Source organism: Paenibacillus sp. CAU 1782 (assembly GCF_054551715.1).
In genome coordinates this window covers 487,565-509,825 of sequence record NZ_JBTOLL010000001.1, presented here as the reverse complement: position 1 = coordinate 509,825, position 22,261 = coordinate 487,565, and the positions used below count along the sequence as shown (strand labels likewise).

Genomic DNA, 22,261 nt, shown 5'->3' with positions numbered 1-22,261 from the left:
GGCCTCTCTTACTTCTCCCTCAAAGGCATATCGTCGTAAGGAGCCTCAAGCGTAATACGGCCCAGCTTGCCGGCACGCAAATCACGCAAAATAATGCCGGATGCCTTCTCCAGATCGACGCGGCCTCCTCCCATGAGGCAACCTCTGCGCCGGCCAATCTCCTCCATAACGGCAACGATTTGCTCGTTGTCGTCAAAGTCCGTTGGCTGCGTCTCCAATCCGTACCTCTCGCTCAGCGTAGGCCAATAACGCTGCACCAATTCACGGGTTGCAAAGTAGGCAATGTCATCCACATTCAAGATCTGCTCCTTAATAGCGCCTGTAACGGCCAAACGGTAACCCGCCTGCTGATCTTCGAATTTAGGCCAAAGAATGCCCGGAGTATCCAGAAGCTCCAAATCCGTTCCGGCTTTAATCCATTGCTGTCCTTTGGTTACGCCGGGCTTGTCTCCTGTAGCCGCAATGTTGCGGCCCGCAAGACGGTTGATCAGAGTTGATTTGCCAACGTTGGGAATGCCGACAATCAACCCCCTCACAGCACGGGGATTCATCCCTTTAGCGATTTGTTTTGCGATTTTTTCATGGAGGATTTCCTTCGTTTTGCCCGGAATTTCATTCACCCGGGTTCCGCTGGAGGAGTCTACCGAAATGACGGCAAACCCTTCATGCTGAAAATAATCCATCCACTGCTGAGTCGTTACGGGATCAGCCAAGTCTGCTTTATTTAAAACGATTAACCGGGGTTTTCCCTGCAAAATGTCATCGACCATGGGATTCCGGCTCGAAATCGGAATACGCGCATCCAGCAGCTCAATGGCAATGTCGATCAGCTTTAATTTATCCTGTATTTGCCGTTTGGCACGGGTCATATGCCCCGGGAACCACTGTATAGCCATAAACTCACCTCAATCCTAATACCTATGCTTAATAAACTCGATTTTGTTTAGCGGCCAGAAAATGACATCGGCTCTGCCAACGATTTCGTCTTGATCCACAAAACCGATGGAACGGCTGTCCTGGCTATCCCCGCGATTGTCGCCAAGCGCAAAAATAGTGCCTTCCGGCACGGTTGTTTCCGTAAAGGAACCGTTCGGAAAATTATATCTCAATCCCTCGCCGTTATACAAACCGCCATTCGCTTTTGCAGCGGCAATGGCTTCCGCAATGTACGGCTCCTCTATTTTTTCTCCGTTAATGTATAAATCGTCGCCTTCAACCCTGACCGTATCGCCAGGCACGCCGATTACCCGCTTGACGAACTTGCGTCCTTGTTGGGGCACATTAAATACAACGACATCGCCAAATTGAGGCTCTTTGAACGTGTATATGATTTTGTTGACAATAAGGCGCTCGTCCGTCTCGAAGTTGGGCTTCATGGACGAACCATCCACGATATACGGCGAAAACAGGAACTGACGAATGACAAATACCAGCACAACCGCAATTACAAGCGCTTTGATCCACTCCACGACTTCCTTATAGGCGCCTCCGCCTTTTTTGGAAGCGGCTCGTCCAGGCATGGCGGATCGCTGTGGCATGGAATCCTGCTGCCCATTCTCCTCGTTGCGCGTCGACTCTTCGTTGTCGTTTGCCGGCTGTTCAGCGTTGCGGTGCTGCAAATCCATAGGTTCCGCCCTCTTTCCTGCGCTAAAATGAGTAATTTGACTTTTGGCAGAAAAACGAAAAGGAGCTTGATTGCGCAAGCCCCTCTTGTCGTCTTTTCTTAACGAATCTCTTTAATTCTAGCCGCTTTACCACGCAGGTTGCGCAGGTAGTACAGCTTAGCACGGCGGACTTTACCGCGACGCGCCACTTGAATTTTGTCGATTTTAGGCGAATGAAGCGGGAACGTTCTTTCCACGCCTACGCCGTACGAAATTTTACGAACCGTAAAGGTTTCGCTGATTCCGCCGCCGCGACGCTTGATTACAACGCCTTCAAACAGCTGGATACGCTCGCGCGAACCCTCGATAACTTTAACGTGCACCTTCAGCGTGTCGCCTGGGCGAAAGCTAGGAAGGTCTGTACGCAATTGCTGTTTCGTAATCTCTTGTACAATGCTCATTGAGTTCACTCCTTCCACCATAGACGTTCATGTAAGCTCCCGGTCTCTCATTGAGCCGATCACCACTTATAGCGGACCGTCCGAGTAATACAAACAACATTAGAAATTTTACCATAATCAATCCGGTAAATCAACCTATTTTTTGTAGAGTGGACTTGCTGTATACTGACTATGAGAAGCTCGCAAAAACTGATACAACTAGCCGAAATGAGGTGCAATATGCTGAACCGTGACGACAAAGGCAATTTAATGCCGCCGCGAAAATTTCGCAAGCTGCATGTTGTGCTGACTGCTTTTCTGTTAGCGACCGGAATGGCGTTTACACCGCCGTCTGCCGGGGCCGAGAGCGGAATTGCGCTTAGGGATACCGCCGGCCACTGGGCTTTGCCCTATATCGAATGGGCCATCGATCAAGGTTTGGCAAAGGGTTATGACGACGGCACCTTTAAACCTCAAAATCTCGTAACCGAATCCGAGTTTCTGGCCATGCTGCTGCGTTCGTACCAACTGGTATCCAGCAGAGACGAAACCGGGGCAAGCTGGAGTACAGCGTATTACAATTACGGCCAGGATTTGGGATGGCCCCTATCCTACAATAATAAACGCGGCGGCTTTAAACGCGGAGACGCAGCCAAACTGCTGGCTTCCGCTCTTAACGGCAAGCCGTTTGGCGAATCCGAAGCCGTGCAATGGCTGCTGGACGAGAGCATTTCCCAGGGCAGAAGCGCCCCGACGGTAAGCGGCTTTGAGCCCCGAGGCAACCTAACGCGAGCGGAAGCGTTGACATTTCTGTACAATGTCAAAGAGCATAGCTCCAGTCTGTCGAAAAAAGCCATTCCGCAAACCCGTGATTCCGAACTGCTTGGGATTTCGATCGGAGACGGCGGCGGCAAACCGGCCGTGCTGCTAGGCCAGCCTCAACGCGTGCTGGAGAGTGAATACAACTTTAGCTGGCATGTCTACAATTCCGATTACGGACAGTTTGCCATGTTCGGTATTTTGGACGATACGGTCGCCGCCTTGTTCACCAACGCGCCAGACGCTTGGAGCGATATCGTAAAGCTTGGACAGCCCCTTGGCAATCTGAACCTGCCCTCAAACGCGGCCAAGTCTAAACGCGAGGACACCTATTACGAATTTCAGCGCAACAACAAGATCACGACGGTTTTTCTAGATACCCAAGACCGCAACAAAATGATCGGCGTATTTCAGGTAGACGGTTCCCTCGACCCAAAAAGCGCAAAGGCATTAGGCGCCAAGGAACAAGCCGCTATGGAGACGCTGCTATTTGATCTCACAAATGCGGAACGGGCAAGCCGCGGACTTCCCGCATTGGAATGGGACAAGCTTGCCGCAGCCGCCTCGCGCGCCCACAGCGCGGATATGGCGGCAAGGCAATATTTTAACCACACGAATCCCGACGGAGCTTCGCCGTTTGATCGCATGAAATCCAAAGGAATAACCTATGGTTTGGCTTCCGAAAATATAGCCGCTGGTTTCGGGAACAGCTTGTTTGCCCACTATTCGCTTCTGAATTCAAAAACGGGTCACCGGGAAAGCATACTGGATCAAAAACTGACGAAACTCGGCACGGGCGTTTCGTTCGGCGGTCCCTACCGCATCTATTATACGCAAAATTTCTATACGCCATTATAAAGCAAAAAGGAATGGCCCTTTGCTACAGCAAAGCAGGGGGCGCATTCCTTTATTTGTTGATTCCGTCTTCTTCGGCTTTTATAATTTGCTCGGCCAGCCATGCCCGCTCTTTAGCGGTAAGCTCGACCTTCTCCAACAGCTCCGGGCGCCGTTGAAGCGTACGAAGCAACGACTGCTCTCTCCGCCAGGTATCGATTCGGCCATGATGCCCTGAGATCAATACCTCAGGCACGCTCCAGCCTCTAAATTCAGGCGGTCTTGTATAATGGGGATGCTCCAGCAGACCTGTGCTGTAGGAGTCCGTCACGGCAGAGCTCTCATTGCCCAAAACGCCGGGCAGCAGCCGCACTACGCTGTCAATCACTGCCATCGCCGGTATTTCACCGCCGGTTAGCACATAATCGCCAATCGACAATTCATCGGTAACCAGATGTTCTCTGATCCGCTCATCGTATCCCTCGTAATGCCCGCAAATGAAAACAAGATGGCTTTCCCTCGACAGTTCCTCCGCTTTGGCTTGAGTAAAGGTTTCCCCCTGCGGACACATCAGAATAACCCTTGGTTTCGTATCCGGGGCAACTTCAAGATCCTCGACAGCGGCAAATACAGGATCCGGCTTCAGCACCATCCCTCCGCCGCCGCCATAGGGATAATCGTCTACCGTGTTATGTTTGTTGGTTGCATAGTTGCGAAAATTAATCGCCGACAGAGCCACCAGCTTTTTTTCACGCGCTTTGCCCAAAATACTGGCGCCAAACACGCCCTCCAGCATTTCCGGAAACAGCGTCAGAACATCAATCTTCATGACTCAGATCAATCCTTCCATCAGCGCAACCGTAACCAGGCGTTCTTTAGGCTCAACCTTAAGCACGACTTCATCTATGACCGGAAGCAAAATTTGGTTGGCTTTTCCTTTGCCGGTCCCTGCCGCTTCCACCACCCATACATCGTTTGCGCCAGGACTCAAAATATCAACAATTTCGCCTAACTCAGCGCCTTCGTCCGTTACAACCCGGCAGCCGATAATTTGATGGTAATAATATTGACCATCTTCCAATTCCCCTTGCGCAGCTTCCGAAATTTTCAAGCTCCAGCCTTTGAAACGCTCTACTTCGTTAATATTGGAGTACCCTTGCAGCTTCATGACATAAACATTTTTGTGCAGGCGCGCGGAAGCCACAGTTACTTCAAGGGACTCGCCGCTTTCCTCGTTTACCATCAACAGCTTGCTGCCTGTAGCAAATCTCTCCTCCGGGAAATCCGTTTGCGGCAATACTTTAATATCGCCGCGGATACCGTGTGAATTCACTACTTTCCCCACTCTGTACCAATTGCCCTTCATGCCATCAGTCCTTTTTAATTGATTGAGGTTGTTTACAAATAGCAGAAAAGGGCCGGGACATTTATCCCAACCCTCCGCGCTTACATCCTATGAAACGATATCTACAATGACGCGTTTGCTTGATTTGACGGATGCCGAGGTGACAACCGCGCGCATTGCTTTGGCAATGCGGCCTTGCTTGCCGATTACTTTGCCGACATCGTCGGGGTGCACGGAAAGCTCGTAAACCGTGCTGCGTTCATCGTCCTTCACCTGAATGCGAACGTCATCCGGATGATCCACCAAAGCCTTCGCTATGACAAGAATTAATTCTTTCATGACAAAGCCCTCCGCTATTCAACAGTTATTTCTGTTGCTTCAGCTCATGGAACTTCTTCAGAACTCCAGCTTTGGAAAGCAAGTTGCGAACGGTGTCAGAAGCTTGAGCTCCTGTTTGCAGCCATTTCAACGCTTTCTCTTCGTCAATCGTTACTTGCGCCGGTACAGCTACCGGATTGTAAGTACCGATTTCTTCAATAAAACGTCCATCGCGAGGGGAACGGGAATCCGAAACAACAACGCGGTAGAACGGTGCTTTATGAGCGCCCATACGTTTCAAACGAATGCGTACTGCCATGTAAATTCACCTCCTTCAAAAAATAGCGATTCGCTTTTGATTACGCGGTATGCCTAGCGGCATAAGCAGCGTCGAACCTGGCCTTCAGCCGAAACTTCCGGTCCTCACGTAGCTCACACTACGCTCCGGTCCTCAGTTTCTAGCTTCATCCCATCTTCTTGGTACTGAAAAGCGAACTCTTTAATCTGTAAGACTTATTGTTTAAAAAGGAAACTTCATGTTTTTGCCCAACATGCCTTTAAGACCTTTTTTGCCGCCTTTTAATCCTTTAGGGCCTTTAGGTCCCATCATGGATGAAAATTGCTTCATCATTTTTTTCATATCATCAAACTGTTTAATCAGTCGATTTACTTCTACAATGGTAGTTCCGCTGCCTGCGGCAACCCGTTTGCGCCTGCTGTGGTTAAGCAGCTCGGGATTTTGCTTTTCATCTTTGGTCATGGAGCGGACAATGGCTTCGACTCTGCCAAGCTGGCGCTCGTCGACCTTCATGTCCTTCATGCCACCCTTCATCTTGCCCATTCCCGGCAGCATGTCCATCAGCTGGTCCAGCGGACCAAGCTTGCGTACTTGCTCCATTTGCTCCAGGAAATCGTCGAACGTAAACTCCGCCGTACGCATTTTCCGTTCCATCTCCGCAGCTTTTTCCGCATCGATGCCGGCTTGCGCTTTTTCGATCAGCGAAAGCATATCGCCCATGCCGAGAATTCGGGAAGCCATCCGTTCCGGATGGAACGGCTCCAGCGCGTCGATTTTTTCGCCCATCGCCGCAAATTTGATCGGCTGGCCTGTCACGGCTTTGACGGACAAAGCCGCGCCGCCACGAGTATCGCCATCCAGCTTGGACAATACAACCCCAGTTAACTGCAGCTGTTCATGGAAGCTTTGAGCTACGTTAACGGCGTCTTGCCCCGTCATGGCGTCTACTACCAGCAGAACTTCGTCCGGCTTGACGTTGACATGGATTTGCTTTAGCTCATCCATCAATGCTTCGTCAATGTGCAGGCGGCCCGCAGTATCGATAATCACGTAGTCGTGGCCGTTATCCTTGGCATGCTGCAGACCGTTTTTAGCGATTTCGACCGGAGACACCTGATCGCCCATCGCAAATACCGGAATATCAATGCTGTCTCCAAGCACCTGCAACTGCTTGATCGCGGCAGGACGGTAAATATCGCCCGCTACCAAAAGCGGCTTGTGATTGCCTTTCTTCAGCAACCGCGCCAGTTTTCCGGAAGTTGTGGTTTTACCTGCGCCCTGCAAACCAACCATCATAATAACGGTTGGAGGCTTATTGGCTTTGGCAAGCTTAGCTTGCGTACCGCCCATCAGTTCCGTCAATTCCTTATTGACGATATCAATGATCACCATGCCGGGCGTAAAGCTTTTGGACACTTCAAGGCCGATGGCCTGCTCCTTGACTTTAGCAATAAAGTCCTTGACCACCTTAAAGTTAACATCGGCTTCCAGAAGCGCCAGACGAACCTCACGCATCGCTTCCGTGACATCGGCTTCCGAAACCTTGCCTTTGCCTTTGAGCTTGCTGAACACATTTTGCAGCCTGCTGCTCAAGCTTTCAAATGCTGCCATGAACCTTCGCCTCCTTCTATCGCAATTTCATTCCGCCGATTTTGTTCCGGCAACGCCCTCCGCGCGGCGAAAACCTCCGATTATTCCAAGGAGCTTTTCCCTATCGCGGCTCTCCATACTGCTGGAGGTAATATCGGCTTCCAGCTGCTCCGCAAAGCTTTGCAGACGCTCATGCCTTGCCAGCAGCCGAAGCTTGCTTTCATAATGTTCAAGCGCACTTTCTGCGCGTTTTAAGTTATCGTATACCGCTTGGCGGCTGACCCCGAGTTCCGAAGCAATCTCGCCTAGCGAAAAATCGTCATGATAATAATAAATCAGCATTGAACGCTGTTTGTCGGTAAGCAGGCTTTCGTAAAAATCCAGCAGCAGGTTAATTCTCGTTGTTCGGGTCAAGGCATCCATATCCTGACTGTTCAACGCTACCGCCTCCTTCGCCGCTGCCGCAAATGCCCGTCAAGTGCATTTACTTGACACTTAAGCAACGAAACTAATCTTACAACAAATGCTGCACCTCTGTCAAGCTTTTGCCCTTGTCACTTTTTACGGCGCCATTATTGTGGGGTATAACCGGAAGAAGTTGCTATTCCCACCGTTCTGGAGGCTGAATCCCATGTAACGGCAAAGTCCACCGCGGCCGCAATATCTCTAAGCTTGATGTAATGGCTTCCACCAATTTTATACGAGGTAAGGGCGGCTTTTTCCCCATCTACAAAAATAGACGTTTGAGACAGTTTTCCTTGCAGCACCGGGAGTTTGCCTGATTGGAGCTGCTTGTCTTGCGTTCCCGAGCTATTGCTCGCCGCCAGCTCGCCGCCGACCGGCGTATACGCTTTTCCCCGCTGCAGGTCTATCCGGTTAAGTCCCTCGTCCCATTTGACCTGAAATTGCTTCTCGGAGCCGTTAAGCGCTTTAGCCACATCCCGCAGCTTGAAATAGTGACTTCCTTCTATTAAATAAGCTTGAAAACCGACTTCGCTGTCATTAACTGTGATTTGGGCTGTTGCCGGCTTGGCTGCGACAATTGCTGCAGGCGGACGATAGGTTAATGACGCACTGCCGGAGAATACGACCCGGATATCTGAAAAGTCGTTGACGTAGCCGCCTTGCTTGTCCAGCACCATGAATGGAAACGTAAAGATTTTATCCTGAATCTCCTCCATTATTTTGCCGGTAACGGAATACGCCACCTTCCCGCTTTCAAAGTTCCGCGTAAAAGATGAAATTTGCCCTTCGCTGAATAGTCCGGGATACGCATCCAGCGTATAGGCGTTTTTGTCCGACGTCTGGACTTCAAACAGAGTATACGTGCCGTCGCTTTCCCGCTTCGGCTTCTCCATCACCATTGCTGTTGTCCGAAACGGCTTGCCGTCCTCGCCAATCCCTTCAACCGTTGCCGTCTCAACGTAACCAAAAACCGTCAGCTTGTACTCCGATGCATTGGCGCCAAGCTCAAACACCTTGTTCTTCTCCGATCCGCTCCCGCTCCCGTATAAGGTCGCCGCAAATCCCATCCACATGATGGACACCGCAGTTGCAATGAACAAAAGCTTGCTTTTTCTCATTTGCGTTCCTCCAGTTGTCTTGAATTGCTCACGCTACCTCTCCAATCAGTATAACAGGATTTAACCAAGATCCCCAATCTTCAATCTACTACCCGAACGGTCAGCCCTGACCCTTAACTTTAAAACTCTATTAAAAAGCCCGCAATGCTTGCTGCTCATGCAGCCGGCTTTGCGGACTTATTCCCACTGTTTGGAGCCCCAAAGGGCCATTCGTACTAGATCAGCTCTGAGCGGTTTCCTGCTCCTCTTCCTCGCGTTTGATCAAACCGGCAAACAGCGCATGCACGAATTGAACCGAATCGAAGGTTTGCAGATCGTTCATGCCTTCGCCCAAACCAACCAGCTTAACGGGCAAATTCAGCTCGTTGCGAATAGCCACAACGATGCCGCCTTTTGCCGTACCGTCCAGCTTTGTCAGAACGAGGCCCGTCACGCCGCTTTTTTCGCCAAAAAGTCTGGCCTGGCTCAGCGCGTTTTGTCCGGTTGTGGCGTCCAGCACCATCAATACCTCATGAGGCGCATTCGGCATTTCACGCTTGATAACGCGGAAGATTTTGTTCAGCTCTTCCATCAGGTTGGTTTTGTTCTGCAGTCGTCCCGCTGTGTCGCACAGCAACACGTCGACATTACGCTGCTTTGCCGCCTGGACGGCGTCGAACATCACTGCCGCGGGATCGGAGCCGGAAGCTTGCCGGATCACCTCAACGCCAACGCGCTGACCCCAAACTTCCAATTGCTCGATTGCGCCTGCCCGGAACGTGTCGCCAGCAGCCAGCAATACGCTTTTTCCTTCGCTTTTGAAACGATGGGCCAGCTTGCCGATCGTTGTTGTTTTGCCAACGCCGTTTACGCCAACAAACAAAATGACCGTTGTTTCTCCCGGCGGCGCCATAGTCAGCTCCGCGTGGTCGTCTCCTTTCAACAATTCCACGAGCTTCTCCGACAGCACTGGCTGAAGCTCAGCAGCATCTTCGATTTTGCGTTTTTTCACTTCCGCGCGAAGATCGTCGATCAGCGTCATGACTGTATTAACGCCAACATCGGCGCCAATCAAAATCTCCTCCAGCTCTTCGTAAAAGTCCTCATCGATTTTTTTGCGGCGTGTAATCAGCTCCTCCACTGCTTCCACAAATGCGGTCCGCGTTTTGGTCAAACCTTCTTTAAAAACATTAGTGACCGCTTCCGCTTTTGAAGCTATGCTTTCTTTTAACTTTTTAAAAAAACTCATGTTTTCTTTCCTCCATCATCGCTCATCTCTTGAGTCGTTTCTCTCTATTAACGAATTATGCCGATACCGGCTCTTCTTCCTCCAGACGGACGGATACCAGCTTGGATACGCCGCCCTCCTCCATCGTTACCCCGTACAATACATCGGCCTCTTCCATTGTGCCTTTGCGGTGCGTAACAACGATAAATTGAGTAAGCTCCGAAAACTCCCGCAAATATTGGGCAAACCGCGATACGTTGGCTTCGTCGAGCGCTGCCTCGACCTCGTCCAGCACGCAAAACGGAACCGGTTTAACCTGAAGGATAGCGAACAACAACGCAATCGCGGTAAGCGCCCTTTCTCCGCCGGAGAGCAGCTGGAGATTTTGCAGCTTTTTGCCTGGAGGCTGCGCCACGATGTCGATGCCAGTGTCCAGCACGCGATCCGGCTCCACCAAAATAAGATCGGCGCGCCCGCCGCCAAACAGCTTTGCAAAAACAACAACAAAATGGCCTCGTATCGCCTCAAAGGTGGAGCGGAAACGTTTCGACATCTCGTCGTCCATCTCTTTAATGACGTGATAAAGGGTTGTTTTTGCTTCAATGAGATCGTTTTTTTGCTCGGCCAAAAACTCGTACCGTTCCTTGACTCGTTCATATTCTTCAATCGCGCCAAGGTTGACTTCGCCAAGACCCGATATTTTCCGTTTGAGCTCCCTTACCTCGTTCCCGGCAATCGTCACATCCTCCGGCAGCGGATATTGCTCTTTTGCAAGCTCGTAGCTCAGACCGTATTCCTCGCTGAGCTTGCGCAGCAGGTTGTCCAGTTCGACATCCTGACGGTTAAGCGCAATTTCCGTTTGCCGCATTTGGTCTTCCACCAAACGGAGTGCGGCCCGCTGCTCTTTCGTTTCGCTTTCGCCCTTATCGAGGCCCGAGACCAGATTGGCTCTTGCCGCGCGCTTCAGATCCGTTTCTTCGGAGCATTGGCTCTTTTTGATGCGCAGCTGATTCAACTGCTCGATCTGGCTAATCGTCTCCTCGCCATGGCGAACAAGCTCTTCTTCCTGCTGCGTCAACAGTCCGCGCAGATGGGCAAGCTCGGTTTTACCCCGCTGGATGTCGCTGCGAACCCGCGAGGCCTGGTCTTCGAAGCTTTGCTTCTCCTGGCTGCGTTTGGCAGCCGCGATCTTCAAATCCGTGAGCTGGCCTTGCAGCTCCTCCTTGGCGGATTCGCTGGCTTTGCGGCGTTCCTCCGCAAGCGTAATCGCCTCCTGCAGTCTGGCTTCATCCGCAGTAAGCTCTTCCAATCGGACTTCAGCTGCAGCCGCGCCCTTTTGGTGACTCTCCATCTCTTGCACGAGAGCCGTCAAATCCGTCGAACCAAGCTCTCGCTGGTCGGTCAGATGTTTCTCTTCCGTCTTGAGGCTTTGCAGTTCGGAACGCAAACCCTGCTCCTGAATCCGGCAGCGCTCGGCTTCGCCGCGAAGCTCCTCCACATTTTGCGAGGTGATGGATTGTTCTTTGCGCAAATCGCTCAGTTTGGAACGCAACTGGTCCAGCATCGTCTGGACTTCTTTGATTTCGCCGTCCAACGCTTCGATCTGCCGGCCGCGTCCAAGCAAGCTGGCTCCTTTTTTCTGCAAGCTGCCGCCCGTCATGGAGCCGCCGGCGTTCACCACATCGCCTTCCAAAGTAACGACCCGATAGCGATAGTTGCAGCGGGAAGCGATCCGGTTGGCCTGCTCAAGCGTTTCAGCAAGCAGCACGTTGCCAAGCAAGTTATGCGCGATAGCGCTGTAACGCTCGTCGCAATCCACCAGCTCGGCCGCAACGCCAACAAAACCTTCAATGCCCGCTGCTACTTTTTTATCGTTTTCCGGCACCATACGCCCGCGAATAACATCCAGCGGAAGGAAGGTGGCTCGTCCCAATTGACGCGATTTCAGAAATCCGATTGCGGCGCGGGCCGTTGATTCATTTTCCATAACGATATGCTGTAGCGCTCCGCCCAGAGCCGTTTCCACGGCTACTTCGATTCGTTGCGGAACGCGAAGCAGCTCCGCCACCGCGCCGTGAACGCCGGCAATGCCGCCGTTGCTTCTGCGGGAAGCTTTAAGCACTTCCTTGACGCCCTGCATAAAACCGTCAAGCGCATCCTGCATTTCCTTCATCGTATCCCGTCTGGAAATATGGCTGTCCAGGCGCTGTTCCCATTTACGGATGGCCGCGGTTACTTCTTCTAACGAGGAAACCGTATTTTTGCTCCGATCGCCTTCCTCAAGCATCCGGTTTCTCGCGTTCTCCAGTGCTTTTAAACATATCGCCAGCTGTTCATCCAGCTCGCTTTTTTTCAGATTAAGCGTATTTTGCTGTTCCATACGTTTGGCTTCATCATCGCTGATTCGTTCCATACGCCGCTGCAGCGTTTCCTGCTGCTGAACGCTGTACCGGATTTCATTGCGGAGCTGTGCCATGCCGTTTAATACGTCCAGCAATTCTCCCTTTAGCCGCTCTTCCGCATCGGCCACTGTGCCGCCGGCAATGCCTTGCAGCTCGGCTTCCTCTGCGGCCAGCTTGCTCTTAAGCTCGGCCAGCTCCAGCTCCAGAGAAGCCGCTTTGCTGCGAAACTCCGCTTCCTCTGCCGTAAGCCCGACAATTCGCTCGTCCTGCGCGGCAATGGACTCCTCTAGCTGCGCTTTATTGGCCTCCAGATTGCGCTTCCGCTCCTTGAGCACCTCGCCGTAGCCTTCGCATTTCTCGGCTTCCTCGCTGATGCCAAGCATAGCGGCGTGCAGCTCGTCCAGACGCTGCTCCAGATCGCGAAGCTGCTGACGCTCATGCTCCAGCAGCGCATCATGCTTGCTGACGACGGTTGAAAGCTGCAGCTGCTCCTCTTGAAGCTTCTCCAGCTTGCTGGTCGCCTCCGACCAGGAAGCGTGAACGCTTTCGATATTATGTACGTAGAGCGAAATTTCTTTGCTTTTAAGCTCTTCCCGCAGCTCTTTAAAATAAATTGCTTTTTCCGACTGCTTCCGGAGGGGCTCCACTTGATCCTCAAGCTCCGTAACCAGGTCATGGATGCGCAGCAAGTTGCCTTCGGTTTCATCCAGCTTTTTCTGCGCTTCCCGCTTGCGAGATTTATATTTGACAATGCCGGAGGCTTCCTCGAAAATACCCCGCCGGTCCTCCGAGCGGGTACTCAATATTTCCTCGATCCGGCCTTGTCCGATAATGGAATAAGCCTCTTTGCCGATGCCCGTATCCATGAACAGCTCTGTAATGTCCTTCAGCCGGCAAGGCTGCTTGTTGATCATATATTCGCTGTCGCCGCTGCGATGAACGCGTCTGGTAACCGTCACCTCGTTGTATTCCAGCGGCAGCGCGTTATCGGAATTGTCAAGCGTCAGCGAAACCTCGCCGTAATTGACCGCCTTGCGCGCATCGCTGCCCGCAAAGATAATATCCTCCATTTTGCCTCCGCGCAGACTTTTTGCGCTTTGCTCGCCGAGCACCCAGCGAATGCCGTCGGAGATATTGCTTTTGCCGGAACCGTTGGGTCCGACCACTGCGGTAATGCCGGTTACAAATTCAAGTTCGGTCCTGTCGGCGAACGATTTGAAACCTGATAATTCGATCCGTTTCAGAAACATGGTCTGGGTTTCACCTCACCCTCCATTGTAGCACAGATTACAGGGCGGATATAAGCGGGGAAAGAGCGCAACGCGAATATTTTAATGAGAATTGATTCCAGTTTTGAGAATAGAAGCTCTCTGAACAAAACAATCCCGATCATTTAACAATTTTGTTAGAATAGTGCTTCCTCTGGAACAATGCTGAGCAGGCTGGTTGGAGTGAATCACATCGAGGACAAAATATAACGGGAGCAGACCCGACTTTGGCGGACTGCTCCCTCTACTGCGTTGCATGCAACGCCAGTTATTTTTCAATCGGAATTACGATTTCATCCAGCACAACAGTCTGACTATCTTCCTTCGTACTATCTTCCTGCAGATTATCTTCCTTCCGGCTTTCTTCTTTCACGCCACTGTCTTGTTCAATCTGCGATTGCTCTGTCGCCTTCTCTCCAGCGTTTCCGGCGTTTTCGGCGTTTTCATTCGTGCTATTATAGTACTTCAAGGTTGGCGTTACGATTAATTCAGAGGCTTCCGGATAGAGCTGCTGGAACGTTTTTGTCATGCTCCATTTCATCGCGGAAACTTCCTTTATGCCACGGCCGCCATTGCCTTGCCCGCTATAGACATTCCCCAAATTATCTACGATGCTCAGTTCAACATCAAGATTATTCCATTTCTGCGCTGTTTCTTCCTTAATCACATAGTCATAGTAGACAGTAAAGGACATTGGCGAATAGATGATTTTTTCAATGGCTAATACAATCTCTTCATGCTCCGCCGGTTGCCCGACCAGTTGGATGGTTTGTTCGGTTGCCGCAAGCTCCAAACCAAAATTCCATTTCCCCTTAATTTCTTTATGCGTGCCGTCGTCTGTCTGGACAATACTGTCAATATTCCAGTCAACCTTAACTGAATCCTCACCGTTATGGTCGACGCTGCTTACCGAAATGATGCCGGCATACCGTCCTTCATCCACCTTTATAATTCGTTGCGAGCCGGTAGCGCCAGACGATTGTTTGATCGTTGGAAATCCTTTAATTCTAATCTCTTCGCCTAAATCCGTTTCGCTCTGAATTGAAAAGGTAAACGTTGTTGTTTTTCCATCAAAAATAGCATCGTTGAGCGTAATCGTAATATCTTGGCTGGTTTTGCTCAAATTTAATTCGGTGGAATTTTCTTTATAGTTGTCATACAGACCGCTATCCGTATTTCCTCGATCTAAAAGTTTGAAGATATCGCCTACAAAAGGGACACTGGTTGCGTATGCTGGGAATGTTAACCCCAGCGCGGTTGCGCCAACGCCAAGCAACACTGCCGCTGCGGCCGCGTTACGCCGCCAATGCTGCCCTTTCTTGACTGGTCGCTTAAGCTTGGAGCGCAACGCCTTTTTTAGTGCAGCGCGTTCGCTTTCGCTAACTTCGGCTTCCACCATCTCTTTTTCATCCATTTTGATCCCATTCAGCATGGTGTAATTTGTTTTCATGCCAAATTCCCTCCCAGTTCCATATGTTTGGCCCTTTCCTTCAGCTTTTTCTTCCCGCGAAAAATCCGGTTGTCTACAGCTGTTCTTGTTAGCCCGAATTTGTCCGCAATTTCATCGCTGCGCATCCCCAGCATATACTTCATTACAAAAATCTCCCGGTCGGTTTCATCAAGCTGGTGCAGCAATCTGTCAATCTCCGCCTGTTCCTCTGCAAGGAACAGCTCGTCCTCGGCCGATTGTGCCAAGTGACCTGTCATATCGGGTTCATCGGTCGCCATCACCATACGTTGGCGCATCGCTTTGCGATAGCTGTCGATTGCTTTAGACCTGGCAATCGCATAAATCCATTTGCGAAAATCACTGGATTCACCGCGAAATTGATCGCTATGGTTCCAAACCGCAAGAAACGTATCGTTGATGCACTCCTCGATCATTCCGTTATTTCGCAGCGGCGCCAGCACCTTGACGATTGTGCCTTTGACCAGAGGCAAATACGTATCGACAATATAATCCAAAGCATCTTCTTTATGCCTTTGCAGACGTCTGACAAAATTAGTTTCGTTCGCTTTCATTGCCCCATATTCCCTTCTTGTAGTGGTAAGAGCTCTTACACTATAAACAACGAAGCCATTCGCAATTATCTCTCGCGCTCATTCCGCAATATAGGGTGCCGATCTCTAAAAAAAGCCAAAAACACCGCAATTATGCGGTGTTAGCGGGGCACTATTTTTCGATGAAAGGAATTATATACCCTTATGCCGAGCTTCAGCTAACACTGAATCAGGCAAACAAACTAATCCGGTTTCCGTCCGGGTCCTGTACAATGGCATAACGCTGTCCCCAAAAGGCATCCCATGGCTCGCGGAAACCGCCTTCGCCCGTCTCCGTTATTTTGCGGTACAGCTCATCCACTGCCGCTCCGCTATCGCATAGAAACGCCAGCTCGATCCGGTGTCCGGTTGGCTCCTCCCAGGTTCCGTAAACGTCCTTGATTACTTCCACTTGGTCAAATGCCAGGCGGAAGCCTGCTTGCTCGACCTCAACATGGTTTTCGCCATCGGCCTCCGCAGGAATATCCAGACCCAGCAGACGGTAAAATTGGAGCGCCCTCTTCATATCCTTAACTACAATTCCGACCATATCCAGCTTAATGCCCATGTTTTTCAGCTCCCTTTTAACGTATATTCAGTTTGAAACACTCTGTAATTATTCTACTTTTTGCCGCCTATCCGGAATAGGAAAAAACGGACATGTTTCAGCCAAACCAATCCCTCCCGGCGGCAAACCGTAAAACCTTTTGAAACTTTTAATAAAGTGGGATTGATCGTAATATCCGAACATATGGGCAAGCTCCACCAGCGGTGTGTGCGGAGATCGTGTCATTTTTCGGAGAACACTTTGGAATCGGATAATTTCCGTTAAGGATTTGGGACTGATACCCAATACATCGTGGAAAGCTCTTCGTACATGGCGCTCGGTGAAAGCCAGCTCAGCTGCCAGCTCCTCCATTGAAATCATCCCATTGCGATCATATAAGGTCATTAAAGACTCCTGCACCAATAGCGACGCAGAGCCGGATGTACCCGCACTCAGCTCCACCTTGGCCAAAATCCGAAGCATCCATTCTTCCGCAATCGCAATCATCCTATATACAGAATCCGAGGCGGCGGACAACAGCTTTTCGGCCAAAAGAAGTCCTTCCGTACCCCAAATATCTTCAACGTAAACATGTGAGTCTTGCAGTTGTCCAGGGGGTTGCCCCATAAAAGGCTCCGCAGTTCCAGCAAATAAACGGATGCCGAATGAAAACTGAGGTCCGGAAATAGTCATCACATCAAAATCGGTCATAAGACCGGTAAAAAATGCGGCGGAGCGGAAGTTTGGCGCCTTTCCATTCACAATAAGGTCAACGCAGCCATCCGGCAATATTCGATGAAGCTGCCGATTTACCCCGCTATCTACCTCAAGTGTCCAAAAACAAGCAACGAAGGAAGCCAGCTTGAAGTTGGGTAGGTATTCCCTATAGCGATAGCCGCTCTGCTGTTGTTCAAGAACGGGAGCTTGCAGGGGACGATGAAGCGCAAAACCTGTCATCGCATTATTTTTCATAGCCAGACCTGTCCTCCTCACACTACACTCTATTTTACCCCAATGTTCGGAAGCGGGAAAGAAGTGATACAATGAAAGAAACAAGCCTGTCAGACAAGTGGGAATGCGGTAGACGACAGTCCAGCTTTGCATGAAGGATGACGCGGGCAAAAAACAGCCCATAAAGGAGAAATCGCATGGTATACGTTGCATTGCTTAGAGGCATCAATGTTGGGGGAAACAATAAGGTTGATATGAAGCGGTTAAAAGCAGCCATGGAGGAAGCCGGGCTAAGTCATGTCGTCACGTATATCAATTCCGGCAATATTATTTTTACGAGCAATCAAGCCGACAAACACGCCTTGGCCGGAGTCGTGGAAAACGTAATAAGCGAGACGTTTGGATTGGTTATCAAGGTATTGATTCGCAGCCTCGATGATTATGAAGCCATGATGAAGGCGCTGCCGGAGAGCTGGCAAAATAACGACGAAATGAGAAGCGACGTTCTCTTTTTATGGGAGGAGGTCGATCAGGAAACCGTACTGGATCAGTTGGTCTTCAAGCCGGAGCTTGAAACGGTCATGTATACGCCGGGAGCCGTCCTATGGTCGATTAGCCGAGCGATTTCTACCAAAAGCGGCTTGTCCAAAATCATCGGAACCAGGTTTTACAGCAAGGTGACGATTCGCAACGTCAATACAACCCGAAAAATCTATGAGCTAATGAAGGAAGCTGCTGTCAAGGAGAGTCTGTAACGGCTCTTCGCTAGAGCGGACTCCGCCCCCAATCGCTACCTAACCGGAGGGTTGGCATATGGCGCAACACACGCAACAAAAAAGCCTCCCTGACCTGCAATAGGCCTGAAAGGCTTTAGCCAACGGTTGCTTTTACCGCGATCAACCGCTATTCCTGCGCCAGCTTGCTCCACGCTTCCGCGGCCGCACGTTGTTCGGCTTCTTTTTTGGTCCTGCCCGCGCCTACGCCGGATTGGTTTTCGCCTAGCAAAACCTCTACGACAAACTCGCGATCATGCGCCGGACCGCGTTCTTCCATAATGCGATATTCGACGGGACCTAAACCAAGATGCTGAACTCGTTCCTGGAGCTTCGATTTGGCATCTTTCATCAGCAAGCCAAAGTCGTTGGACTCGATAAACGGAAACATATGCTCCTGCAAAAACCGCCGGGTCCGTTCGATGCCGGCATCCAGATAGATGGCTCCAACCAGCGACTCGAACAAATCCGCCAGCAGCGCTTGGCGATGACGGCCTCCAAGCTGCTCCTCGCCACGGCCCAGCAGGACGTGTTTTCCCAGTTCCAAACGTTCCGCAAAATATGCCAGCGAAGGTTCGCATACCACGGATGCACGCATTCGGGTCAACTCGCCTTCCGGCCTTTTGGGATATGTAGCAAACAAATATTCCGACACCAGCAGCTGAAGCACCGCATCGCCAAGAAATTCCAGCCGCTCGTTATCTTGCACTGAACCCCGCTTATGCTCGTTTACATATGAGGTATGCGTAAACGCCTGCCTCAGCAGCTTGGTTCGTTTAAAATCGAGCTGCAGCTTCTGCTGCAGCTCGTCAAAGGCTTCATGACTCATACGCCTTCATCACGATCGTGGCGTTATGTCCGCCAAAGCCAAACGAGTTGGACAGCGCCGTCGTCACCTTGGCTTCACGCGGCACATTAGGAACATAGTCCAGATCCAGCTCGGGGTCCTGATTGTCCAGGTTGATAGTTGGTGCAATGATGCCGTTTTTCAAGGTCAAGCCCAGAATAACGGCTTCCACGCCTCCCGCGGCGCCAAGAAGATGGCCCGTCATGGATTTGGTGGAGCTTACGGCCAGCTTGTAGGCATGGTCGCCAAACGCTTTTTTGATCGCCAGCGTTTCGGAACGATCGCCAACCGGCGTTGAAGTGCCGTGGGCGTTAATATATTGGACTTCAGAAGGATCGATACCGGCATCCTTGATCGCCTTGCTCATGCAGCGCGCCGCTCCGTCGGGATCGGGCTCTGTCATATGATGGGCGTCGCCGCTCATGCCGTAACCGATAACCTCGGCGTAAATCTTTGCGCCGCGCGCTTTGGCATGCTCAAGCGATTCCAGCACCAGAACGCCCGAGCCTTCGCCCATTACGAAGCCGTCGCGGTCGCTATCGAAAGGCCGGCTTGCTTTCTCGGGCTCTTCGTTGCGCACCGACATGGCGCGCATGGAACAGAAACCCGCCATGCCCGTAGGGCGAATCGTTGCTTCCGCTCCACCTGCGATCATAACGTCGGCGTCGCCGCGTTGAATCATTTTGTAGGAATCGCCAATGGAATGCGTACCCGTTGCGCAAGCGGTAACCGCCGTGCTATTAGGTCCCTTGGCGCCTGTCAGCATGGACACTTGGCCCGAAGCCATATTGGCAATCATCATGGGAATAAAAAACGGGCTAACGCGTTTTGGCCCCTTTTCCAGGAGAATATTGTGCTGATCCTCCCAGGTGCCAAGTCCGCCGATGCCTGAACCAATCATGACGCCAACCCGCTCAGGGTCCGCATTTTCGCCGATTTTCAGCTCCGCGTCCTCTACGGCAAGCTTGCTTGCCACCGCAGCAAACTGGACAAAGCGGTCCATACGGCGCGCTTCCTTCTTATCGAGGCCATAATCCTCGGGATTGAAGTTTTTGATTTCGGCGGCAATGCGCGTTGGATACGTTGAAAAATCAAATGCCTCCACAACGGAGACACCGGACTTCCCCTCCAGCAAATTGTTCCAAAATTGCTCCAGATCGGAACCAAGCGAGGTCATGACCCCCATGCCCGTAACAACAACTCTTTGTTTCATTGCATTCACCTCTGACCCGCAATATAGATAACGAAACCGTCATCATTTTTTCTATATGAATAGCATCCTGCTATAAATTCGTTAATGACAAAAACATTCATCGGCAATACGTTTTGTATGGAGAGAAGTCCCGTCAAAAGCAACGGGACTTGTCCATCCTTAGGTATGAGATTGTATGTAAGACACTACTTCTCCCACCGTCGTGATTTTCTCTGCATCTTCATCAGAGATTTCCATATCAAACTCGTCTTCTAGCTCCATGACCAGTTCTACTACGTCAAGAGAGTCAGCGCCGAGGTCATCTTTGAAGGAAGCTTCGAGCGTTACCTCTGCTTCGTCTACGCCAAGGCGGTCGATGACAATACGTTTTACGCGATCCACTACTTCGGACATCCGGTTCACCTCCTCCACCGTATTATACGAGAATTGACGTCAAAATGCCATCTTTACCTTTTCAAGAACTACATATACATGCCGCCGTCGACATGGATCGTCTGACCGGTCATGTAAGTCGCGCCATCGGAGGCCAAAAAGCGTACGGCGGACGCAATATCCCCTGCGGAACCAAGCTTCGCCAGCGGGATTTGAGTCAGCAGCGCTTCTTTCATGTCTTGCGGCAGCTTATCCGTCATATCCGTCGCGATAAAACCGGGAGCGACGCAATTTACGGTTATGCCGCGCGATGCCAATTCACGCGCGCTGGCTTTGGTGAGGCCAATGACGCCGGCTTTGGCAGCCACATAGTTAGCTTGGCCGGGATTGCCGAGCACGCCAACAACGGAAGAAATGTTGATAATTCGTCCCGAGCGCTGCTTCATCATGTGACGGGTTACGGCTTTGATGCCGTTGAACACGCCTTTGAGATTGGTCTCGATCACTTCGTCGAATTCTTCTTCCTTCATGCGCATAATTAAATTATCTCTTGTAATGCCTGCGTTATTCACCAGGATGTCCAGTCCGCCCAGTTGCCCGATGGTTTCCTTGACCATGGCATCGAATTCTTCGCTTTTGCCAACATTGCCTTTAAGCACAATGGCACGGCGTCCCAGCTGTTGGATAGCTTGGGCCGTTTCCGCAGCCGCGGCTTCGCTGCCGGCATAATTGACGGCAACATCCGCTCCGGCTTCCGCCAGAGCTATGGCAATGGCACGGCCAATGCCCCGCGAAGCGCCCGTTACAAGCGCTGTTTTGCCTTCCAGTCCTGCAAACATAAATATCCTCCTCCGATTTGCCGTTAGTTTACTTGCAGCGCTTCCAGCGCCGATACGGTATTGACCGAAATGATGCGGACATTTTTATCGATCTTTTTGATGAGACCGGCAAGCACTGTTCCCGAGCCGATTTCCACGAAAGTATCCACGCCTTGCTCTATCAAATAACGGATGCTGTCTTCCCATAACACCGGAGAATACACTTGCTCCACCAGCAAACGGCGGATTTCCTCGCCTTGAACGGCTTCGCGCGCCGTTACGTTGGCAATGAGTGGCACCTTTGCATCGGTTAACGCTACCGCCGCCAATGTATCGCCAAGACGTTCCGCCGCAGGTTTCATCAGCGAAGAGTGGAACGGACCGCTGACTTCAAGCGGAATGACGCGCTTGGCGCCGATTTCTTTGCCGCGCGCTACTATGCCTTCCACGCCGGCCGCGCTGCCGGAAACAACGATTTGACCCGGGCAGTTCACATTGGCAAGCTCTACGACGCTGCCAGTCTCCGAAACGGTTTTACAAAGCTCTCCAAGGGCTTCGCGCTCGGCTCCGAGCACGGCCGCCATGGCGCCTTGCCCGTTAGGAACGGCTTGCTCCATATATTCGCCGCGCGCCCGCACCGTCGCGACCGCATCGCGGAAACGGATGACGCCTGCCGCAACAAGTGCGCTATATTCGCCCAGGCTGTGGCCCGCGACATAATCCGGCTTAATACCGCTCTCCGACAGCAGCTCCAGCATCGCCACGCTGACTGTCAGCAAAGCAGGTTGAGTGTTGGCCGTTTGCTTCAACGCCTCGTCCGGACCGTTAAAAATAATTTCGCTCAGTTGAAAACCTAATGCCGCGTCCGCTTCCTCGAAAATGGCCCTTGCCTTTGGATTGGACTCGTAAGCGTCCCTTCCCATGCCAACCGATTGCGCGCCTTGTCCCGGAAATACAAATGCCGTTTTGCTCATCTACGTTTTCTCCCCCCA

Annotated in this window: 23 protein-coding genes; 2 read left to right on the top strand and 21 right to left on the bottom strand. The window is 51.3% G+C overall.

The window, feature by feature from the left end; translation table 11 throughout:
• Positions 1-8: 8 nt before the first annotated feature.
• The 3 genes from ylqF to rplS all read right to left on the bottom strand — a co-directional run bounded on the left by ylqF (position 9) and on the right by rplS (position 2,065).
• Positions 9-896: a ribosome biogenesis GTPase YlqF gene (ylqF, locus tag ACX93W_RS02625; protein ID WP_459390758.1), complete on the bottom strand. Its 888-nt coding sequence runs from the start codon at positions 894-896 to the stop codon at positions 9-11.
• A 15-nt stretch (positions 897-911) separates the two neighbouring features.
• Positions 912-1,625, bottom strand: a complete 714-nt coding sequence (gene lepB, locus ACX93W_RS02620; RefSeq protein WP_459390757.1) for a signal peptidase I — start codon at positions 1,623-1,625, stop codon at positions 912-914.
• 98 nt (positions 1,626-1,723) lie between these two features.
• Positions 1,724-2,065 (bottom strand): 50S ribosomal protein L19, encoded by a 342-nt coding sequence (gene rplS, locus ACX93W_RS02615; RefSeq protein WP_068678448.1) that lies wholly within the window; start codon positions 2,063-2,065, stop codon positions 1,724-1,726.
• Between the two features lie 219 nt (positions 2,066-2,284).
• On the opposite strand from rplS, the gene ACX93W_RS02610 reads away from it, so the two are divergent.
• Positions 2,285-3,721, top strand: coding sequence for a CAP domain-containing protein (locus ACX93W_RS02610; RefSeq protein ID WP_459390756.1), 1,437 nt, complete (start codon positions 2,285-2,287; stop codon positions 3,719-3,721).
• 49 nt (positions 3,722-3,770) lie between these two features.
• On the opposite strand, the gene trmD is transcribed toward ACX93W_RS02610, so the two are convergent.
• The 13 genes from trmD to ACX93W_RS02545 form a co-directional block, all read right to left on the bottom strand.
• Complete coding sequence (gene trmD / locus ACX93W_RS02605; protein ID WP_459390755.1) at positions 3,771-4,526, bottom strand: tRNA (guanosine(37)-N1)-methyltransferase TrmD; 756 nt, start codon at positions 4,524-4,526, stop codon at positions 3,771-3,773.
• Positions 4,527-4,529: 3 nt separating this feature from the next.
• On the bottom strand, positions 4,530-5,063 hold the full coding sequence (rimM, locus tag ACX93W_RS02600) for a ribosome maturation factor RimM (protein WP_459390754.1): 534 nt from the start codon (positions 5,061-5,063) through the stop codon (positions 4,530-4,532).
• Positions 5,064-5,150: 87 nt separating this feature from the next.
• Complete coding sequence (locus tag ACX93W_RS02595; RefSeq protein WP_459390753.1) at positions 5,151-5,381, bottom strand: KH domain-containing protein; 231 nt, start codon at positions 5,379-5,381, stop codon at positions 5,151-5,153.
• 25 nt (positions 5,382-5,406) lie between these two features.
• Positions 5,407-5,679, bottom strand: a complete 273-nt coding sequence (rpsP, locus tag ACX93W_RS02590) for a 30S ribosomal protein S16 (RefSeq protein ID WP_068686962.1) — start codon at positions 5,677-5,679, stop codon at positions 5,407-5,409.
• A gap of 201 nt (positions 5,680-5,880) precedes the next feature.
• Complete coding sequence (ffh, locus tag ACX93W_RS02585; RefSeq protein ID WP_459390752.1) at positions 5,881-7,269, bottom strand: signal recognition particle protein; 1,389 nt, start codon at positions 7,267-7,269, stop codon at positions 5,881-5,883.
• Positions 7,270-7,296: 27 nt separating this feature from the next.
• Positions 7,297-7,671 (bottom strand): YlxM family DNA-binding protein, encoded by a 375-nt coding sequence (gene ylxM / locus ACX93W_RS02580; RefSeq protein WP_459391991.1) that lies wholly within the window; start codon positions 7,669-7,671, stop codon positions 7,297-7,299.
• Between the two features lie 149 nt (positions 7,672-7,820).
• Entirely contained in the window at positions 7,821-8,831 is a 1,011-nt protein-coding gene (locus tag ACX93W_RS02575; RefSeq protein ID WP_459390751.1) for a hypothetical protein, read from the bottom strand.
• 220 nt (positions 8,832-9,051) lie between these two features.
• Positions 9,052-10,059, bottom strand: a complete 1,008-nt coding sequence (ftsY, locus tag ACX93W_RS02570; RefSeq protein WP_459390750.1) for a signal recognition particle-docking protein FtsY — start codon at positions 10,057-10,059, stop codon at positions 9,052-9,054.
• Between the two features lie 55 nt (positions 10,060-10,114).
• Complete coding sequence (gene smc, locus ACX93W_RS02565) at positions 10,115-13,690, bottom strand: chromosome segregation protein SMC (protein WP_459390749.1); 3,576 nt, start codon at positions 13,688-13,690, stop codon at positions 10,115-10,117.
• Between the two features lie 286 nt (positions 13,691-13,976).
• Complete coding sequence (locus ACX93W_RS02560) at positions 13,977-15,158, bottom strand: DUF4179 domain-containing protein (protein WP_459390748.1); 1,182 nt, start codon at positions 15,156-15,158, stop codon at positions 13,977-13,979.
• The gene (locus ACX93W_RS02555; protein WP_459390747.1) at positions 15,155-15,730 is read right to left on the bottom strand and encodes a sigma-70 family RNA polymerase sigma factor; all 576 of its coding nucleotides are present in this window, start codon (positions 15,728-15,730) and stop codon (positions 15,155-15,157) included. Before ACX93W_RS02555 ends, ACX93W_RS02560 begins: the two co-directional genes overlap by 4 nt.
• A gap of 208 nt (positions 15,731-15,938) precedes the next feature.
• Positions 15,939-16,316 carry a VOC family protein gene (locus ACX93W_RS02550; protein ID WP_459390746.1) on the bottom strand — a complete coding sequence of 126 codons (378 nt, stop codon included), beginning with the start codon at positions 16,314-16,316 and terminating at the stop codon, positions 15,939-15,941.
• A gap of 48 nt (positions 16,317-16,364) precedes the next feature.
• Positions 16,365-17,267, bottom strand: a complete 903-nt coding sequence (locus tag ACX93W_RS02545) for an AraC family transcriptional regulator (RefSeq protein ID WP_459390745.1) — start codon at positions 17,265-17,267, stop codon at positions 16,365-16,367.
• 176 nt (positions 17,268-17,443) lie between these two features.
• Between ACX93W_RS02545 and ACX93W_RS02540 the strand changes: the two genes are divergently transcribed.
• Positions 17,444-18,001 carry a DUF1697 domain-containing protein gene (locus tag ACX93W_RS02540; RefSeq protein WP_459390744.1) on the top strand — a complete coding sequence of 186 codons (558 nt, stop codon included), beginning with the start codon at positions 17,444-17,446 and terminating at the stop codon, positions 17,999-18,001.
• A gap of 148 nt (positions 18,002-18,149) precedes the next feature.
• Here ACX93W_RS02540 and rnc read toward each other — a convergent pair whose 3' ends face one another.
• From rnc to fabD, 5 genes are all read right to left on the bottom strand, one after another.
• Positions 18,150-18,848 carry a ribonuclease III gene (gene rnc, locus ACX93W_RS02535; RefSeq protein ID WP_459390743.1) on the bottom strand — a complete coding sequence of 233 codons (699 nt, stop codon included), beginning with the start codon at positions 18,846-18,848 and terminating at the stop codon, positions 18,150-18,152.
• Positions 18,838-20,079: a beta-ketoacyl-ACP synthase II gene (gene fabF, locus ACX93W_RS02530; RefSeq protein ID WP_459390742.1), complete on the bottom strand. Its 1,242-nt coding sequence runs from the start codon at positions 20,077-20,079 to the stop codon at positions 18,838-18,840. The genes rnc and fabF overlap by 11 nt, the downstream gene beginning before the upstream one ends.
• Positions 20,080-20,238: 159 nt before the next feature.
• Positions 20,239-20,472, bottom strand: a complete 234-nt coding sequence (gene acpP, locus ACX93W_RS02525; protein ID WP_068686948.1) for an acyl carrier protein — start codon at positions 20,470-20,472, stop codon at positions 20,239-20,241.
• A gap of 68 nt (positions 20,473-20,540) precedes the next feature.
• Positions 20,541-21,290, bottom strand: coding sequence for a 3-oxoacyl-[acyl-carrier-protein] reductase (fabG, locus tag ACX93W_RS02520; RefSeq protein ID WP_459390741.1), 750 nt, complete (start codon positions 21,288-21,290; stop codon positions 20,541-20,543).
• Between the two features lie 23 nt (positions 21,291-21,313).
• Positions 21,314-22,243 (bottom strand): ACP S-malonyltransferase, encoded by a 930-nt coding sequence (gene fabD / locus ACX93W_RS02515; RefSeq protein ID WP_459390740.1) that lies wholly within the window; start codon positions 22,241-22,243, stop codon positions 21,314-21,316.
• Between the last annotated feature and the right edge of the window lie 18 nt (positions 22,244-22,261).

Excerpts from the sequence above, each read along its gene's own strand:
- ylqF (WP_459390758.1), bottom strand. The coding sequence starts at position 896 with ATGGCTATACAGTGGTTCCCGGGGCATATGACCCGTGCCAAACGGCAA.
- lepB (WP_459390757.1), bottom strand. The coding sequence starts at position 1,625 with ATGGATTTGCAGCACCGCAACGCTGAACAGCCGGCAAACGACAACGAA.
- rplS (WP_068678448.1), bottom strand. The coding sequence starts at position 2,065 with ATGAGCATTGTACAAGAGATTACGAAACAGCAATTGCGTACAGACCTT.
- ACX93W_RS02610 (WP_459390756.1), top strand. The coding sequence starts at position 2,285 with ATGCTGAACCGTGACGACAAAGGCAATTTAATGCCGCCGCGAAAATTT.
- trmD (WP_459390755.1), bottom strand. The coding sequence starts at position 4,526 with ATGAAGATTGATGTTCTGACGCTGTTTCCGGAAATGCTGGAGGGCGTG.
- rimM (WP_459390754.1), bottom strand. The coding sequence starts at position 5,063 with ATGAAGGGCAATTGGTACAGAGTGGGGAAAGTAGTGAATTCACACGGT.
- ACX93W_RS02595 (WP_459390753.1), bottom strand. The coding sequence starts at position 5,381 with ATGAAAGAATTAATTCTTGTCATAGCGAAGGCTTTGGTGGATCATCCG.
- rpsP (WP_068686962.1), bottom strand. The coding sequence starts at position 5,679 with ATGGCAGTACGCATTCGTTTGAAACGTATGGGCGCTCATAAAGCACCG.
- ffh (WP_459390752.1), bottom strand. The coding sequence starts at position 7,269 with ATGGCAGCATTTGAAAGCTTGAGCAGCAGGCTGCAAAATGTGTTCAGC.
- ylxM (WP_459391991.1), bottom strand. The coding sequence starts at position 7,671 with ATGGATGCCTTGACCCGAACAACGAGAATTAACCTGCTGCTGGATTTT.
- ACX93W_RS02575 (WP_459390751.1), bottom strand. The coding sequence starts at position 8,831 with ATGAGAAAAAGCAAGCTTTTGTTCATTGCAACTGCGGTGTCCATCATG.
- ftsY (WP_459390750.1), bottom strand. The coding sequence starts at position 10,059 with ATGAGTTTTTTTAAAAAGTTAAAAGAAAGCATAGCTTCAAAAGCGGAA.
- smc (WP_459390749.1), bottom strand. The coding sequence starts at position 13,690 with ATGTTTCTGAAACGGATCGAATTATCAGGTTTCAAATCGTTCGCCGAC.
- ACX93W_RS02560 (WP_459390748.1), bottom strand. The coding sequence starts at position 15,158 with ATGAAAACAAATTACACCATGCTGAATGGGATCAAAATGGATGAAAAA.
- ACX93W_RS02555 (WP_459390747.1), bottom strand. The coding sequence starts at position 15,730 with ATGAAAGCGAACGAAACTAATTTTGTCAGACGTCTGCAAAGGCATAAA.
- ACX93W_RS02550 (WP_459390746.1), bottom strand. The coding sequence starts at position 16,316 with ATGGGCATTAAGCTGGATATGGTCGGAATTGTAGTTAAGGATATGAAG.
- ACX93W_RS02545 (WP_459390745.1), bottom strand. The coding sequence starts at position 17,267 with ATGAAAAATAATGCGATGACAGGTTTTGCGCTTCATCGTCCCCTGCAA.
- ACX93W_RS02540 (WP_459390744.1), top strand. The coding sequence starts at position 17,444 with ATGGTATACGTTGCATTGCTTAGAGGCATCAATGTTGGGGGAAACAAT.
- rnc (WP_459390743.1), bottom strand. The coding sequence starts at position 18,848 with ATGAGTCATGAAGCCTTTGACGAGCTGCAGCAGAAGCTGCAGCTCGAT.
- fabF (WP_459390742.1), bottom strand. The coding sequence starts at position 20,079 with ATGAAACAAAGAGTTGTTGTTACGGGCATGGGGGTCATGACCTCGCTT.
- acpP (WP_068686948.1), bottom strand. The coding sequence starts at position 20,472 with ATGTCCGAAGTAGTGGATCGCGTAAAACGTATTGTCATCGACCGCCTT.
- fabG (WP_459390741.1), bottom strand. The coding sequence starts at position 21,290 with ATGTTTGCAGGACTGGAAGGCAAAACAGCGCTTGTAACGGGCGCTTCG.
- fabD (WP_459390740.1), bottom strand. The coding sequence starts at position 22,243 with ATGAGCAAAACGGCATTTGTATTTCCGGGACAAGGCGCGCAATCGGTT.